Annotated in this window: 11 protein-coding genes and 2 rRNA genes (1 of these 13 cut by a window edge); 7 read left to right on the forward strand and 6 right to left on the reverse strand. The window is 42.3% G+C overall.

Features of this window, described 5'->3' with window-relative positions; translation table 11 throughout:
- From CTT31_RS00535 to CTT31_RS00545, 3 genes are all read left to right on the forward strand, one after another.
- Window positions 1-1,448, forward strand: a 23S ribosomal RNA gene (locus tag CTT31_RS00535) (it extends 1,436 nt beyond the left edge of the window).
- A 117-nt stretch (window positions 1,449-1,565) separates the two neighbouring features.
- Window positions 1,566-1,679 (forward strand): 5S ribosomal RNA (gene rrf / locus CTT31_RS00540).
- 1,316 nt (window positions 1,680-2,995) lie between these two features.
- Window positions 2,996-5,887 (forward strand): TonB-dependent receptor, encoded by a 2,892-nt coding sequence (locus CTT31_RS00545; protein ID WP_260491761.1) that lies wholly within the window; start codon window positions 2,996-2,998, stop codon window positions 5,885-5,887.
- Between the two features lie 128 nt (window positions 5,888-6,015).
- Here CTT31_RS00545 and CTT31_RS00550 read toward each other — a convergent pair whose 3' ends face one another.
- Window positions 6,016-6,828 carry an AraC family transcriptional regulator gene (locus CTT31_RS00550; protein ID WP_211858982.1) on the reverse strand — a complete coding sequence of 271 codons (813 nt, stop codon included), beginning with the start codon at window positions 6,826-6,828 and terminating at the stop codon, window positions 6,016-6,018.
- Window positions 6,829-6,908: 80 nt separating this feature from the next.
- Between CTT31_RS00550 and CTT31_RS00555 the strand changes: the two genes are divergently transcribed.
- The gene (locus CTT31_RS00555) at window positions 6,909-8,081 is read left to right on the forward strand and encodes an MFS transporter (protein ID WP_260491762.1); all 1,173 of its coding nucleotides are present in this window, start codon (window positions 6,909-6,911) and stop codon (window positions 8,079-8,081) included.
- Between the two features lie 34 nt (window positions 8,082-8,115).
- Here CTT31_RS00555 and CTT31_RS00560 read toward each other — a convergent pair whose 3' ends face one another.
- Window positions 8,116-8,259 (reverse strand): hypothetical protein, encoded by a 144-nt coding sequence (locus tag CTT31_RS00560; RefSeq protein ID WP_260491763.1) that lies wholly within the window; start codon window positions 8,257-8,259, stop codon window positions 8,116-8,118.
- 1,048 nt (window positions 8,260-9,307) lie between these two features.
- Here CTT31_RS00560 and CTT31_RS00565 point away from each other — a divergent pair.
- From CTT31_RS00565 to CTT31_RS00575, 3 genes are all read left to right on the forward strand, one after another.
- Window positions 9,308-10,327, forward strand: coding sequence for a TauD/TfdA family dioxygenase (locus CTT31_RS00565; RefSeq protein ID WP_039491545.1), 1,020 nt, complete (start codon window positions 9,308-9,310; stop codon window positions 10,325-10,327).
- A 299-nt stretch (window positions 10,328-10,626) separates the two neighbouring features.
- Complete coding sequence (locus tag CTT31_RS00570) at window positions 10,627-10,794, forward strand: transposase (protein ID WP_211858984.1); 168 nt, start codon at window positions 10,627-10,629, stop codon at window positions 10,792-10,794.
- Window positions 10,795-11,210: 416 nt separating this feature from the next.
- Window positions 11,211-11,459: an integrase core domain-containing protein gene (locus CTT31_RS00575; RefSeq protein ID WP_211858985.1), complete on the forward strand. Its 249-nt coding sequence runs from the start codon at window positions 11,211-11,213 to the stop codon at window positions 11,457-11,459.
- A 200-nt stretch (window positions 11,460-11,659) separates the two neighbouring features.
- On the opposite strand, the gene CTT31_RS00580 is transcribed toward CTT31_RS00575, so the two are convergent.
- From CTT31_RS00580 to CTT31_RS00595, 4 genes are all read right to left on the reverse strand, one after another.
- A complete protein-coding gene (locus CTT31_RS00580; protein WP_193522629.1) occupies window positions 11,660-12,901 on the reverse strand; it encodes an aminotransferase-like domain-containing protein in 1,242 nt (413 codons plus the stop codon).
- 206 nt (window positions 12,902-13,107) lie between these two features.
- On the reverse strand, window positions 13,108-13,809 hold the full coding sequence (locus tag CTT31_RS00585) for a hypothetical protein (RefSeq protein ID WP_211858986.1): 702 nt from the start codon (window positions 13,807-13,809) through the stop codon (window positions 13,108-13,110).
- 272 nt (window positions 13,810-14,081) lie between these two features.
- Complete coding sequence (locus CTT31_RS00590) at window positions 14,082-16,532, reverse strand: ABC transporter permease (RefSeq protein WP_260491764.1); 2,451 nt, start codon at window positions 16,530-16,532, stop codon at window positions 14,082-14,084.
- On the reverse strand, window positions 16,529-17,236 hold the full coding sequence (locus CTT31_RS00595; RefSeq protein ID WP_039491551.1) for an ABC transporter ATP-binding protein: 708 nt from the start codon (window positions 17,234-17,236) through the stop codon (window positions 16,529-16,531). The genes CTT31_RS00590 and CTT31_RS00595 overlap by 4 nt, the downstream gene beginning before the upstream one ends.
- Window positions 17,237-17,248: the final 12 nt, after the last annotated feature.

Below are 17,248 nucleotides of genomic sequence, written 5' to 3' on the forward strand. Positions count from 1 at the left end.
TGGTTGTCCATGTGAAAGGCTGTAGGCTGGTGACTTAGGAAAATCCGGGTTGCTAAGGCTGAGAGTCGAGACGAGCCACTAAGGTGGTGAAGTTGTTGATGCCCTACTTCCAGGAAAAGCCTCTAAGCTTCAGTTCATACTGAATCGTACCCTAAACCGACACAGGTGGTCAGGTAGAGAATACTAAGGCGCTTGAGAGAACTCGGGTGAAGGAACTAGGCAAAATTGTACCGTAACTTCGGGAGAAGGTACGCTCTTGTTTGTGAAAGACTTGCTCTGTAAGCAAACGAGAGCCGCAGTGACCAGGTGGCTGGGACTGTTTATTAAAAACACAGCACTGTGCAAAATCGTAAGATGACGTATACGGTGTGACACCTGCCCGGTGCCGGAAGGTTAATTGATGGGGTTAGCTTAGGCGAAGCTCTTGATCGAAGCCCCGGTAAACGGCGGCCGTAACTATAACGGTCCTAAGGTAGCGAAATTCCTTGTCGGGTAAGTTCCGACCTGCACGAATGGTGTAACCATGGCCACGCTGTCTCCACCCGAGACTCAGTGAAATTGAAATCGCAGTGAAGATGCTGTGTACCCGCGGCTAGACGGAAAGACCCCGTGAACCTTTACTACAGCTTGGCACTGAACATTGACCCTACATGTGTAGGATAGGTGGGAGGCTTTGAAGCAGAGACGCTAGTTTCTGTGGAGCCGACCTTGAAATACCACCCTTGTAGTGTTGATGTTCTAACTTAGGCCCCTGAATCGGGGTTGAGGACAGTGCCTGGTGGGTAGTTTGACTGGGGCGGTCTCCTCCCAAAGAGTAACGGAGGAGCACGAAGGTTTGCTAAGTACGGTCGGACATCGTACGGTTAGTGTAATGGTAGAAGCAAGCTTAACTGCGAGACAGACACGTCGAGCAGGTACGAAAGTAGGTCATAGTGATCCGGTGGTTCTGAATGGAAGGGCCATCGCTCAACGGATAAAAGGTACTCCGGGGATAACAGGCTGATACCGCCCAAGAGTTCATATCGACGGCGGTGTTTGGCACCTCGATGTCGGCTCATCACATCCTGGGGCTGAAGTCGGTCCCAAGGGTATGGCTGTTCGCCATTTAAAGTGGTACGCGAGCTGGGTTTAGAACGTCGTGAGACAGTTCGGTCCCTATCTGCCGTGGGCGTTTGAGAATTGAGAGGGGCTGCTCCTAGTACGAGAGGACCGGAGTGGACGAACCGCTGGTGTTCGGGTTGTGATGCCAATTGCATTGCCCGGTAGCTACGTTCGGAACTGATAACCGCTGAAAGCATCTAAGCGGGAAGCAGGCCTCGAGATGAGTTCTCACTTTGACTTAGAGTCAACTGAAGGGCCGTTGAAGACTACAACGTTGATAGGCGAGATGTGGAAGTGCTGTGAGGCATTAAGCTAACTCGTACTAATTACCCGTGAGGCTTAACCATACAACGCCAAAGTGGTTTATAAGCGACAGAAGTTAATAGACTAAAGTAGACAAAAGAATTTAATAGCTTTTTCCAGATTTACATTGATGAGGGAGACTTCATTGATGAACAGAATTTCCTGGTGACTATAGCGTTTTGGACCCACCTGACCCCATGCCGAACTCAGAAGTGAAACAAAACAGCGTCGATGATAGTGTGGATTACCCATGTGAAAGTAGAACATCGCCAGGGCCAAATAAGAGAAACCCGTTGCAGCAATGCGACGGGTTTTTTGCTGTTTGTGGTATAGAGATTTGAGATTTAAAAACCTCGCGAGGTAAACTCGCTCCTACTCCCACCACAGTATCAGCACAGTGCAACATGGTAGGAGCTGGTTTACCCGCCGATGGCTTGCAATGAAAGTTTCGGCTCAAGAATAATGTGGAACACCCATGTACATCAAAACCCGTTTCAACAATACGACGGGTTTTTTGCTGTTTGGGGTGTAGAGATTTGAGATATAAAACCTCGCAAGCCAATCAACACATCGCGAGGTGAACTCGCTCCTACCACAGTATCAGCATTGTGCAACATGGTAGGAGGTGCTTTACCCGCCGATGGCTTGCAATGAAAGTTTCGGCTCAAGAATAATGTGGAACACCCATGTACATCAAAACCCGTTTCAACAATACGACGGGTTTTTTGCTGTTTGGGGTGTAGAGATTTGAGATATAAAACCTCGCAAGCCAATCAACACATCGCGAGGTGAACTCGCTCCTACCACAGTATCAGCATAGTGCAACATGGTAGGAGGTGGTTCACCCGTCGATAGGTTGCAATAAAAGCTTCGGCTCAGAATAGTATGGAGCACCCATGTACATCAAAACCAATTGCAGCAACGCGGCGGTTTTTTGCTATGTGTGATTTAAAAATCTCGCGAGGTAAACTCGCTCCTACTCCCACACTCACTCCCACCACCAGATCAGCACAGTGCAGCATGATCGGAGGTGGTTTATCCGCTAAGCATTTGAAAGCATGTTGTATTAGGTTCAGTCAGATTGATTTTTAGCGGCTTAGTTTGTGTGGCTGAGAACTGCGAGTGTTGAATATTTTTTTGAATAAAATGGGATAGTTTTTAATTTAGTGTTCTTGCTTCTAGGCTCATCACTATGTAAAGGTTATAGGCGTTGGTGAGCGAGTTTTTTTAAATGATGCAGGTATCTATTTGCTTTTCAATAGTAAGTGAAATTTATTTATTGAATGTAATTTTAAATAACTTGTAACATTTTTGATTTATTTTTCATTACTTGTTTGTTCAATTGGTCATTCTTTTTTAGTTGTTGAAATGTAAAGTTAAATTAATTAAAAATATATGGTTTTAACATTTTTGTGATTTTAAGGGTTTTATTTTCTTTTAAATTTCCAATTCCTGGTTTTAAATTCAATTTAACTGCATAGTTATTTTTTGTATAATAGAGAAAATTATCTTGATTTTTCTATTGTAAAAAAATAGTTTATCTATTGGGTCGTAAAGAATAATACTTATAAATGAAGGTATAAAGTAAGAGATGAACAAAAGTAATCCAGTAATCAAAAGAACGCCTGTATTTTTTGCTGTAAGCTGTGCGCTTGCATCTATCTCGACAAGTGTGCTTGCGGAACAAAACTCCAATGTGGAAGAAGTTGAAAAAATTCAGGTAACAGGTTCTCGTATTTTAAGAGAAGGTGCTATTGCTCCCGCACCAGTTACGGTGATCAGTGGAGAGTCACTGCTCTCAAGTGGTGTAACGAATATTGGTGAAGCGTTAAATGATTTGCCTGCACTTGCAAACACTTACTCTCTCGCGAATGGCGGAAGAAATATCGGTACTGCTGGATTGAGCATGCTAGATTTGCGTGGTATGGGTACTGCTAGAACCTTGGTGCTTGTTGATGGCAAGCGTCACGTAGGAAGCAGTCCTGGTTCTTCTGCAGTCGATGTAAACAATATTCCATCAAACTGGATTGAGCGTGTAGAAATCATTACTGGTGGCGCGTCTGCTGTATATGGCGCAGATGCTGTAACAGGTGTTGTTAACTTTATCTTGAAAAAAGACATTCAAGGGTTTGACCTGAGTGTATCTAAAGGTAGTGCTGAAGAAGGCCCTTATGAAAACGAAAAGTTCAGCCTGTCTTACGGTGTAGACTTTGATGGTGGTAAAGGTAATGTTGGTATCTCTGTTTCTCATGTGAAACAAGATGGTATGACAGCAAAAGATAGGGCTCAAACTCGTGCGCCTATCACTAGTGTGTCAAACCCAGCAGATAAAGATTATAGAGACGAAAACGGTAACTATGTTCACGATGGTGTACCAGATAAACTAACTATTCCTAATGGCGGTTGGTTTGACGATGCTAAAGAAGGTAACTTCTATTTAGTAGAAAATGACCAAGATGTTTGGTATATCTTTAACCCAGATGGCAGTGTCAGACCTCAAAAACTTGGTACAACTTACAGCGATTACGGGAAGTGCTCTGGTGACTGTGACATTCTTGATTTAACTCGTTACACAGAACTGCAACCCACTTTTGAAAATACCAATGTAAATATCAAAGCCAACTACGATATTACGACTGATATTAACGCATATGCTTCAGCGAAATATGTTAAATCAGAAGCGGACTCCATTGGCCAACCATCATTTTTTGAATATGGCAATAGTCGTGGAACGGGTGCATTTATTATCAAACGTGATAATGCTTATATCCATGAATCACTTGCTCAGTTGATGGATAGTAAAGGTGTGGAACAATTTGCTATGCACCGTTTTATGGAAGATGCTGGGCGTCGATATGAGTTTAATGAGCGAGAAACAACTAGATTTGTAGTTGGTGCAACAGGTGTGGTTGCTGACGACTGGGATTTCGATGTTTCGGCTGTATATGGTAAAACAGAAACGTCTCAGACTAATGCCGGCAATACGATTAAAGCACGTGTTAAACAGTCTGCAGATGCAATTAAGCTAGCAAACGGTGATATCGTCTGTCGTGATATGGAAGCTCGTGCTGCAGGTTGTGTGCCAACGAGCCTCTTTGGTTATGGTGCCGTGAGCGACGAAGCTGCCGCTTGGTTTAATACCACAAGTATTAGTGAATCTACCATCAAGCAAACCGTATTCAACGCTAACATCAGTAATAGCGCTATCTATGAACTACCTGCTGGCTATGTTGGGGTATCCTTTGGTGTTGAATATCGTAAAGAAGAAAGTGATTCGCTACCTGACGCTTTCGCGGCAACAGGTGCAACATTCTTGAATGCAATCCAAGAGGAGCATGGTGACTTCACGGTAAGAGAAGCATTTACAGAGATTTCGATTCCATTACTATCTGATGTATTGCTAGCTCAGGACTTATCATTTGATTTGGCCGCACGTTTTGCTGATTATTCAACGATTGGTGACACTTTAAGTTGGAAAGCCGGTATCAACTGGACTGTGACAGATGAGTTGCGTATTCGTGCTACAAAGTCTCAGGCTATGCGTGCACCAAACATCACAGAATTATACGGCCCTCAGAGCGAAACTTTCTTCAGTAGCATTACCGATCCTTGTCAAAAGGGACAAGTCCAGGATGCAAACCGTAGAGCAAACTGTGATGCGCTAGGGATCCCTGTAGATTTTGATGCTATAGCGACAGTTTCTTCTATTCCTGGATTATCTGGTGGTAACCCTGAATTAAAAGAAGAAGAGTCAGATAGTGTTACTTATGGTGTAGTGTACACTCCAGAGGCGATAGAAGGTTTCACCGTAACACTAGATTACTGGAAAATAGAAATTGACGACGCAATCGATGCGGTAGCTGGACAAGATATTCTAGACAAGTGTGTTGATTCACTTACAGGTATAGATAACCAATTCTGTGCTTTGATCACGCGCGATGCTGATGGTGAGCTGAGAAATATTCGCTCAATCACACAAAACGTAGCAAAGCAAAGTGCTGAAGGTGTTGATTTCGAATTTGGTTACGACTTTGACCTACTTGAAGGGCGTATGACAACTAGCTTGATCGGTACTTACCTAATTAGTAGAAAAGAGTATCCATTCCAAGTTGACCCGACTGACTTTATTCAAAATGCTGGCACTGAGGGTGAAGCTGAGTGGCAGGCAATGCTTTCTCTTGGTTATAAAGTAGGTAATTGGCAGTTCGGTTCAAAGACTCGCTACTTAGATGAAGTAAGTCGATATACCGAGCAAGAGCTTGAGAAAAACCCCGATCCAAATAGTTTGATGGGCTATGGTACCTATTTCATCACGGATATTCGTGGTGGTTACAGTTTCGAGAATGGTATTACGCTTGAATTAGGGGTAGACAACGTATTTGACAGAGACTTGCCTGGTTACACCACAGGAACCGGTGTTGGGACTGCGAGTTACGATAACATTGGTCGTATGTACTACGGTGCAATCACTTATCAATTCTAATTTAGGCGTCATTAAGGCTTAGATAAAGAATGTGAACATAAAAAGGGCATACATTGATATGCCCTTTTTTACATTAAGCAATGTATGGTTAGTTGGGGTACTGGCAATCGCAGTAATCTTGAAAGATGTTATTTCTTGAGGTATTGCCCCGGCGGTTTGCCAAAGACTTTTTTAAACGCATTGCTAAATGCGGCGGTAGATTCAAAACCCAAATATTCAGCTGCTTGTTGCTGAGAGTATCCATCTTTCAAAAGTTCAATCGCTTTGATAGCTCTTAGTTTTTGGCGCCAATCACTGAAGCCCATCATAAAACATTTGTGGAATAAGCGGTTGAGTGTCCGGGTTGATGCGCCGACTTGATCACTCCAGGCCTCCAAGCTTATTTTGCATCCTGGATTTATATGTAGCTCGGTCACAATGGGTAAGATCCGAGCATCCTGTGCACTTGGAATAAAAAAGTGGCACGTTGTAGCTGATGTTAATCTATCAATAAAGACCGTAATAAATCGCTCTGTTTTTTCATCTAAGTGGTACTCTTCCTGCCAAGTACAGATCTCCAGTATAAATTGCTTCAGTAGTTCATCTACCGCAATTAGCTTTGCTTTATTCCCTAGCAACTCGGTGTATTTATTGTCGATATAGACGCTACGAAAATCTCCACCGTAGCGACAATACGTCTCATGCGGAAGGCCCGGAGGTAGCCACAAAGCTTGGTCGGGAGGGATCACGAAAGTGCCTTCAGGAGTTACAATTGTGATGACTCCATTGCTTGTATATGCAAGCTGCCCCCACTCATGTTGGTGCCGTTGAACATGCTCCCACTCCGCTTTTTTTACCGCTCTTGGCAGAATTGGTCGACCAAGGGTTGGCTTTAAGAAGCGCTTATATTTGGGCTGAATACGCCAAGGAGAAGTTGTCTGTTTTGATAAAGAACTTGGCATAATTATGTATATCAGAAATTAACGTGTAGCCATATTATAGCCATAACTTTTTAATAGTTGTGCTTTATGTGGAGATAATCATGAAGAATGCTTCTCAAGGATGGCAAAGTCCTTTTAATTTCTTAGTGCTTGCTACCGTAATTATGGCCGTTACGTTTGCAGGCTGGATGGCCATGCTCAATAACTTTGCGATTGAAGCCGCAAACTTCAATGGCGCTAATATGGGAATGTTGCAATCCTTGCGTGAGATCCCCGGGTTTTTAGCGTTTACAGCGGTATTTGTTTTATTGGTGTTAAAGGAGCAGACCTTCGCACTGATCAGTTTATGTTTGCTGTCGCTTGGCGTCGCCATTACCGGCTTGTTGCCTACTATTTATGGTTTGTATGCAACTACAGTGTTAATGTCGATAGGTTTTCACTATTTCGAGACATTGAATCAATCACTCAGTTTACAATGGTTCAATAAAGATGAGGCACCGGCCAAACTTGGTATCTTGCTCTCTATTAAATCCATTGCCTCTCTGATCGCCTATGCAGTTATATGGCTGGGTTTTAGCTACTTCTCCGCAGACTATCAGTGGATGTATCTGCTTATTGGAGGGGTTGGCTTTATCATTGCGCTATTTATGTTTATCGGCTTTCCAACCTTTGAAATGCATACTACGCAGCATAAAAAGCTCATTTTGAGAAAAGAGTACAGCCTATATTACGCCTTGATTTTCTTCTCGGGCGCGAGAAGACAAATATTTATGGTGTTTGCGGGTTTCTTAATGGTGGAAAAGTTTGGTTTTGATGTTGCACAGATCACCGCGCTTTATATGTTGAATCATTTGATAAACATATTTATCGCCCCCAAGATTGGTCAAATGATTGGGCATATTGGTGAGCGTAAAACACTGACAATCGAATATGTGGGACTCATTTTTGTATTTATTGGTTATGCATTAGTAGATTCAGCAAGCTTTGCAGCAGCGCTTTATGTCATCGACCATCTGTTTTTTGCGATGGCCATTGCACTCAAAACTTATTTTCAAAAAATTGCTCGGCCAGAAGACATCGCAGCAACGGCAGGGGTTAGCTTTACCATTAACCATATTGCAGCAGTAGTGATCCCAGCAAGCTTTGGCTTAGTATGGTTATACGATCAATCCTTAGTATTTTACTTTGGTGCTGCACTTGCGGTGTGCTCATTGGTGTTGAGTCAATTTGTGAATACAGCCAATGTGCAGGAAAAGCTGGCTAAATCAGTGTGATGCTCCAGCATCACACTGATAGTGACATTGCAGTTTAGATACTGCGATCACACCAAACAACACGCCCTGCAATGCAGTGACTGTCGGCATTATCAGCGGTGATCTCCCAGCTCGGGTGATCAGGACTATTACTGATCGCTTTGAGCTGATTGTGTTTCTGTTGCACTCGCTTAGCCATTAGATCATCTTCCGTTTGAACGATATTAGGCTGATTGTAAGCGTCACCCAAACCTCATCTAGCCCCTGAAGCGCCAGACTCATAAAGTAAAACTTGGAGCTTATAATGTCTGGCTGCTTATAGAGCAACAAGTAGAAAGCGAGTTATCCGTCGCTGATTTTTGCCTGCAGGACGAAGTTAGTACCAAGAAATTTTATAATTAGCGTACTAAGTTGCGTATAGAGCAAGCAATAGTTGTCTTTTGGTTGTTGAGCACACGGAAGACGTAAATTTAAAGAAGCCACAGACAGGTAGGCTAAAGGTCAAACAGCAAAAAAGTAGATTAGGCGCTTAACCATCTTCAAAAACTATACCGTGTTGAAGCTGCAAGAAAGGTCGCAAGCCTGTAAGAAAAGCAGATGATGAAAGTACGATACACTGTGACTGGCACCGCCATACTGCGATACTAACAGTTTACTGCTCTGGAAAGCTAAGCTCTAGGTGACTGTTTAATAAGGCTCTTCGAATGAACAACATCATGCACTTGCCCACCTGAGAGCTCAAAGTGAACATGTAGACCGCTACTAACAACCAGCAGATGAATTATTGTCGTATTGTCAGAGCTTCATCAGTCATGCTATTAGCACTACTGCGACCAGAATGGGCTTTGACAAGACTTCCGTCCATAAGCAGCCATTGGGCATCACTAATTGACGACGGCTTTTTAAAAATATTGTCCAATATCCTTTTTCGACTAGAGGTTCAAGCGTCTGAAACCAGCGTTTTATAGGCCAGATTTCTTCGGAAAATTACGTGATTGAACACCAGCTCTCATTCGATACAGTATGTCTTCTAAGGTAGACCTATGCTCTACTTATTATAAACACGACCTATTTCACGTAGAATTTCTTTAAGAAACGCTCACATTTTATCTGTTAACATCGTTCTAGGCATAGCAACATCCATTTATGGGATATGTTTGACTTTTAGCGAAACCATTATACCTTGTTGCTGTACCATCTATTTTTCAGACAAAAATCAACAACCTCTAAGGATAAGTATTGTGAACATGAACAACGTTATTACAGAAGAAGCCGAGCGTTCCATAACTACAAGTTTTATTTCACCGGAGCAAAGCTTGCCACTTGTTATTACAGCAAAAGATACATCTATAAACTTGGTTGAATGGGCTGAGAAAAACAAAAGATATATTACTGCTAAAAAAGAACAATATGGTGCCGTGTTGTTTCGAGGTTTTGATGTTGACTCGGCAGAAGCATTTGAGCAAGTTATTGAAGCCACCAGCTCTAAAGCTATTAAATATATGGAACGTTCTTCACCAAGGGACGCTGTTTCTGGAAATATTTATACATCGACTTCGCAGCCCAAGGAACATGAAATTTTCCTGCATACAGAACAATCATTTAATCTGACTTTCCCGTTACATATCTATTTTAATTGCCACACTGCGGCAGAATCCGGAGGCTGTACTCCACTAGCGGATACTCGGAAAGTTTTCCAACGTATTCCCGAAGCCATCAGAAATAAATTTATTGAGAAAGGCTATTTATACCAGCGAAACTTCATGAAATACATGTATGTTAGTTGGCAGAATTGCTATCAAACTGAAGACAAAGAGCAAGTTGAGAACTACTGTCGCAATAATCAAATTGATTTTTTATGGGGAGAGGACGATATTGCCCTAACTACCAGGCAATTAAGGCCAATAGCTTCTAAGCACCCTGCAACCAATGAAAATTGTTGGTTTAACCATTGCACTTTTTTTAATTTGGCTACTTTAGATCCCAACATGCAGCACTTCCTGCGTGATTCTTTTAGTGATCAAGAATTACCTAATCAAACCTTTTATGGTGATGGTTCGCCGATAGAGCAAGAAGTCATTGAAACCTTAATTCAGGCTTATGAAGCAGAAAAAGTCACTTTTCCATGGCAAGCTGGAGATGTGCTGATGGTGGACAATATGCTGGTTGCTCATGGTCGAGAGTCTTTTACGGGAGAGCGTTTAGTACTGACCGGTATGTCTGAGCCTTGTTTTTTAGATAAGGTTAAACTGTCAGAACCAGCATAAAGTTTTATGACCAGCATTTTTGGTCATCATGGGGACGTGTTTGATTAAATTGATAACAAGGTTCCTCAATCAGGTGGCGCGGTTAGTTTGGATGAATATTTATGAGTTAATCACTAGAGCTAAAGTAAGTGGGAGTATTAACCATTAATAGAAGAGGAAGGCGCTAATTTTCGTAGTGAAAGGTATTACGTTGCATCCTTAAAATGAATTTATGTAGGTAAAAGTCGAGATTGCCTATTGTCTGGATATACAAAGAGACCGCTGGGGAGTTTCTATCAACAGAAGAAGGAAATTTTACGATGCGAAAAAGTAAGTTTACTGAAACACATATCGTGGGCATGATCAAAGAAGCTGAGACTAGTGTTCCAGTGCCAGAGATGTGTCGTAAACATGGTGTTGGTCAGAGCACATTTTATAAGTGGCGTTCTAAATATGATGGGATGGAGCCCATGATGTTCAATGCTTAAAAGAGCTTGAAGATGAAAACCGTAAACTCAAAGATATGTTTGCGACCCTTAGTCTAAAACACCCAATGCTTAGGAAATTATCTCCAGCCGTAAACAAGTAGACACAGAGCTTGAGTCAAGTACTTGCGAGCTTGATTTGGAGTCAGCGTGGCTTTTGCTCGTGAGGTGGCATGGTTAAGTCTCAGTGTTTATACCAACATGCGCTTCAGAGGCAGTTAAGGGCTCTGAACAAGCATAAAGAGTGGCTTTATTAGCGATACGCTCAACTACGGATATCGTTTTAGAACACTGAACGTGCTTGATGACTACAACCGTCAAGTGTCAGCTATTGAGGTTGATAAAAGCCTCATGGCTGAGCGCGTTATCTGAGTGTTGGAACGTGTCATTACATGGCGTGGAAGCCAAGATAAGTTCGGGTGGATAATACTCCTGAATTTGCGTCGATCGCTTTGAAAAATTGGGCTGCTCAAAAGTACATGAGACTTGAGTTTATTAAACTAGGAAGTCCATATCAGAATGGATATGTAGAGCGATTTAATCGCAGCTATCGAGAAGAAGTCTTGGATTTATCTCTGTTTGAGTCACTTCAGCAGGTTCGTGACATTATAGATGAATGGTTAGATATTTATAATTATGAATGGCCTAACGACGCACTGAGAGATTAAACCCCAACGGATTATCTTGAGGTAGCATAACTCTACTAATGAGCTGTACTAAAATTGGAGCTATAGGTATACCCTGAGAGGCCGAAAATGGACATACCAAGCCCTAGCTACATTGCCCTGCCGACAGGCTTCACCAATTTGTGCTGATGTTGTTACTGGTAGCTCTTTAATATTTGTGTTTAGCAAGAAATAAAAAGAGCTTAGCTATGTCTGGCTAAATACCGGCTGAAGTTTGTTACTCCCTCATGAATTTTATCCGGATCATAATAACTAAATGAAAGCCTTACATAGCGATCCCAAATCTGAGGGGATAGAGAGAAAAAACTGACCGGCATGCAGATGACCTTATTTTGTTTGGCACAAGCTGTGACGTGCTCTTTGGTAAAATCAAATGGAGTTTTAATTACATAAAAGAAACCACCGCTAGGGCTATTCCACTTAATATCTTCATAATGTTGGAAGTTTTCCGTCAGGGCAGTTTGCATGGCATGGCATTGGTTGGAATAATGTTGGTTTATAGGCTTCATCCAATTGTTGAGGGAGTATTGCTGCTCTATCAGCCAGCCGCCGATCACACTTTGTGATATCGAGCTGGTATTGACCGAGGTTAAGCTTTTTATGGTGGCCAATGCCTGGGCTATGACTTCATTAGGAGGCACAATGTAACCTATACGTACACCGGGGCAGAAGGTTTTGGAAAAGGAGCCTATATGGTATACGAGGCCAAAATTATCCAGATTTTTTAAAGATGGCTGCCGACTGTTGGTAAATCTGAATCTGGAATAGGGATCGTCTTCTATAATGCGCAAATTCAATTCGTGGCAGATATTGAGCAGCTCTTGGCGTTCTCGTAGCGATAATTGGTAGGCGAGGGGATTATTGAAATCAGGATTGATATAAAGAAGTTTTGCGGTAATATTTTGTTGTTTTAATTGGGCGACTTTCTCTTTCAAGTAGTCCCAGTTAAATTGAAAAGGGGTTTGCTGAATATCGGTCAGCTTGTGCAATTCTAATGGTTCTACACGCTTGCCTAGGGTATTTACCATAGCGGAGAACCCGACATAACTCGGATCTATTGTTAGGGCGCAATCCGAAGGTGCTTTAAGTTCATTCAGGCAGGCCAGCAGCAGGGCTTCTTGGCAGCCATTAGTGATCACTATGTTGGCTTCATCCACCTGTATATCTTCATCGTTTGCCAGATATTTTTGTATTATCGGGTTAATGATACCTGCGCTTGGCCCATAATGGCAAATTTGATTGGCTGCTGTTGCAAAGCTAATTCCCCTCTGTTCGGCAATATAATCAGTGAAAACGGCCTGATGCCTTTCCCAATTAGAGTGATTTAAAAACTTTGCATGGGGTCTGCCTGCGGCAAAAGATATTGCATCTGGGAATTTCATGGCAACTTCATTCAGAAAGTTCATGACTTGAGCTTGTGACATACCATTTCCTTATTGAGAAAAACATTAGTGGATGGAGGTTGCGGTTAAAGATAATTCAATCGCCAGACCAGTATCTATGCCCCGTGAGAGATGAAGCTTTGGCAACCTGCTCAGTAATCTGCCAGATATTGGTTAATCGTTAGCAGAAATGAACAATATGATCCCGTACGCTTATCTTGCAGTCGAAAGCTGGGAGCCAGTCGTCCTTATTCAATCAGCGGGGTACGGCTTTGATATTTGCAATTCAAGTATTCAATGTTTTCAAGCTCGCTGTTTTCATAGGGTTCTAATTGCATAACCAGCTCTCTTGCGACCCCGTTTCTTTCATATTTGTTCGAATAGGTAAATTTTTGCCTGTTACCTTGTTGTGAAATGCTCAAAGTATCTCCATTTCTTGACCAGAGCAACGGTATTTTATTAACCATTGCATTTCCGCCTTTGTCAAAAGTGAGTCTGTAGAGCTTGGAACAGTTCGTGCTTGTAAATTCGACTTCTGAAATATCAACTGCAAACTCAGCAGCCAACTGCTCCTGCATAGACATCAGGCCGTCGGTTTCTACCAGATAAAGGCCAATGTTGTTACTGTCCCAGTATTCGTGATTTCTGACCCTGTTTTTGGCAATTAATCCTGTAGAGTATCCCTTTTCATTAATGATATTGAGAATTTTAACTAAATCGTCATTGTCGCCATTATCTTTTGGATAAATAATGAAGCTGCCCAAAGCCAGTAATGGTGGCTTGCGTTCGCTTATCAAAACCTTAAATCCAGTTGCTTTCAATGCCATTACTATTTCGTTTTTTTTGGCATCAGGCACTTTATAGCTATGAAGATGAACTGTGCTGGGGGCACAAGCTGTTAAAGTGAACATGAAAAAAATAGAATAAAGTTTGACCAACATCTTCGACATAATGGTATCTCTTCCTTCAAAAAATTGTTGGACTGGCCTGTTCAAATAAAAAAACAGATAAGGCTGTGATTTTAAAGATAAATGTTATCGAGTTTTTTTATGAAAATATAGCTTTATTTAACGCATACAAACCTGGCAAGGGATAAAATGATAAAGGCACCGTAAACATGATATGACACCTTTAACCTTAGGCATGGTTTTATCCCTACTTCTATGTTGTAAATACTGTAACCGGATCACCCAGAAGTTCTCTGGTTACAGTTGTCAGTCTGCTATTGCGCATTTTGTAAAGAGTGAATAGCCGGCTTGCTGATTATTTGCCATACCGAAAATAAGCTGGCCAGAGCCGTTAATATTATGATCAACAGCACGGGAAATAGAGCACCCCAGACACTTAGTTCGTCAACAAATGAGGTGTTTTCCAGCCATAGCCAGAGTCCGGCAAGTATTACTCCTGCCGCAGCAAGTCCTGCCAAAACAGTGATAAAACTCTCACGTATGATTTCTATGTAAATGGTTGCGGGTGTGGCACCAATTGCCATACGAATTCCTAACTCAGAGCGGCGTAGCTGGATGCTGTAGGTTAATATTCCGTAAACCCCTACAGAGGCTAGAAATATTGTCAACAGGGTCAATACTGCGGCAGCACTGGCAAGAAATTTATCATGATGAACTAGCCTGTCATGGGCATTTTTAATATCAATTAATTTTGATACTTTAAACTCTTTGTTTACTTTCGCCATCATTTGGTTCAGTTCGATGGCTGACAGGCTTTGCTTGGGCAAGACTTCTAGCAAGAACTCAGGGAAATCAAATGCCATATAAGGAATAAATACCCTAGGTAGCTCTTCCGTGTTGGGCAAGGTCAGATCCCTGACAATACCAATCACCTCATAGGGGGAATTTCCTGGCGCATTAAGCCAATAATAGCGTTTGCTTATCACCTTATCCCCGGGTGCTAGTTTATCTGCGAAAGCCTGATTGATTATTATGACATTCTTAACATTATCATAATCACTGGAGGTGAAATTTCTGCCTTTAATCAGCTCAAATTGTAGTATATCCAGATAGTTCTCATCAATTAATGAAACCACGCCCTGCTGCTGTTTTTGGAATTCGGCATCTTCGGATAAATAACTGAAAAAATACTCATCCGTTGATGCCGACAGTGGAAAACCCATGGCAATACTGGCACTGCTGATTTTAGGGTTCTCGGTAAACAATTTGCGAGTGGCTCTTAAATTATCTTCCAGCACTTTGGTGGAGGCAAGTCTTGTGATACCGATATCGACTTTAACCTGATAAACGTTATCTGTGGCAAGACCTGACGGCTGGATGATATTGCTTATTGACTGATGAAAAACCTGTACGCCGACGCAAAGCATAGTGGTAGCAAGGGCAACCTGACTCAGTATTAATATGTTTCGTACCTTTTTCGATACTTGCAGCGCTGTGCCTTTACCGCCGCTTTGCATCATCTGGCTTAGCTTGCGGTAGTCAAGTTGCCTGTTAACTAGGATGGTTGTGACTAATGCGATCAGCCCGGAGACCAAGGTTGAAAAAACAATGGAGAGCCAGTTAAAACTCAATTCATTTGCTCTTGGCAGCCAATCGAGTTTCAGCTGTTTAATCAGGTCTATGCCAGCATAGGAAAAAATCAGAGAGAATACAACGGTGGCAGACATTAACAGGGACATTTCAATTAAGATGGATCGGAACAAATCGCTTTTTTGTGCACCCAAAGCTGCTTGAATGGCCATGATCCTCTGTCTGTTCGCCGCTCTCGCCAAGATCAAATTCATGGTATTGGCGACAGCGATCATCAATAACAGAAAAACACCGGTAAAGAGCAACAGGGTTTGCTGATAACTGTCGCCAATAATTTTTTCCCGAAAAGAAGTGAGCACGAAATCTATACTCGATGATTTAAAAAATGAGCGTCCAGCCAGCTCTTGACGATAGCGGTTATTTAATCGGCTCGTTAACTGGTGGGATACCTGTTCTGGATTTACCCCTGGTTTTAACAGTCCGATAAGGTGATGGTTCGATAATTGTCCCCCCCAGGAGTGGCGCCAACCCTCTTCGGTTAAGTTAAAGTCCCAGGCTAACCACACATCGGTTAACCTGCCAACGGACACAAGCTCGGGTTCAACAAAATTTTTCGCGGTGACACCGATGATTTTAAAGTTTACCTCGCCAAAACGTAACGTTTGGCCAATAGTGTCTTGGCGTTTATTAAATAGCTTATCCCAGGCTTCGTAACTGATGACGGCAACTGGTGCTTTTGCTCCTAGTCCTTCCTGGGCATTGAAATTCCGGCCAAGGGCAAAAGGGGTTTGGAGCATATCCAGGTATTCCGGCGTAATATAGCTCAGGTTAACTCTGGGAGAGGCAGGGAAGTTGCGAATAACATCGACATTAAAATTAATTAAGGCTTTTTTTTCGAAATCAGTATCTTTGAAGCTATAGGCATCTATAAGCGCTGGATATGGTGAAGTGTCGCTGAGTTTTATTTCACTATCCCTAAATGAGCTGCCTTTGGAGATAAACAACCTGTCCTGATTATCATAAGGTAAGGGGGCCGAAAGTAGCTGGTAATTAACCATAAAAATAGCGACTAAAGCGCCAAGAGTAATCCCTAAAGTTAAGATAATAGCTGCACTGTAGCCTTTCACTCGGGATAAAGAGTTAAGGGCGAGTTGAAATTCCCTGATCATGCTCATACAGAAATCTGCTCTACTATCGATGAGTTTTCAAGTTTACCGTCAAGTAAATCTAGCCTTCTTTTCGCCATATCAGCACAGTGGGTATCATGAGTAACCATACACAAGGTGGTTCCTTCGTCATTTAACCGAATGAACATCTCCATAACCTGATCGCTGTTTTTAGAATCCAGATTTCCGGTAGCTTCATCAATCAATAAAAGCGTCGGCGAGCCAACAAGTGCCCGGGCAATCGCTGCCCGTTGCTGCTGTCCCCCGGACAGTTGATTTGGCTTATGTGCAGATCTGTGGGTCATATCCACTGTGCTTAAGCTATGCATTACCTTTTCTTGGATCGCTTTCTCACTCAGTTTTTCTCTTCGATAACGCAACGGCATAGCAACATTTTCAAATAAAGAGAGTTCGTCAATTAAATTGAATGACTGGAAAACAAAACCGAGTTTCTCACATCTAACATAAGCCGCTTCCGTTAATGAAAGATTGGAGACGTCCTGATCACCGATGAAGTACTGACCGCTATCAGGCACATCCAGTAAGCCCAATAAGGAGAGCAAGGTTGACTTACCACAGCCGGAAGGACCGCTGATTGAAATAAAATCTCCTTGGTTTATGGTTAAATTGATGTCTTTAAGTGCATAGGTATCCATTTCCCCCGTGCGATAAACCTTACTGATCCCCTTCATGGTAAGAATAGGCTTGCTCATTATCTTTCCTTT

The organism is Pseudoalteromonas maricaloris, from assembly GCF_024746855.1.
GTDB lineage: Bacteria > Pseudomonadota > Gammaproteobacteria > Enterobacterales > Alteromonadaceae > Pseudoalteromonas > Pseudoalteromonas maricaloris.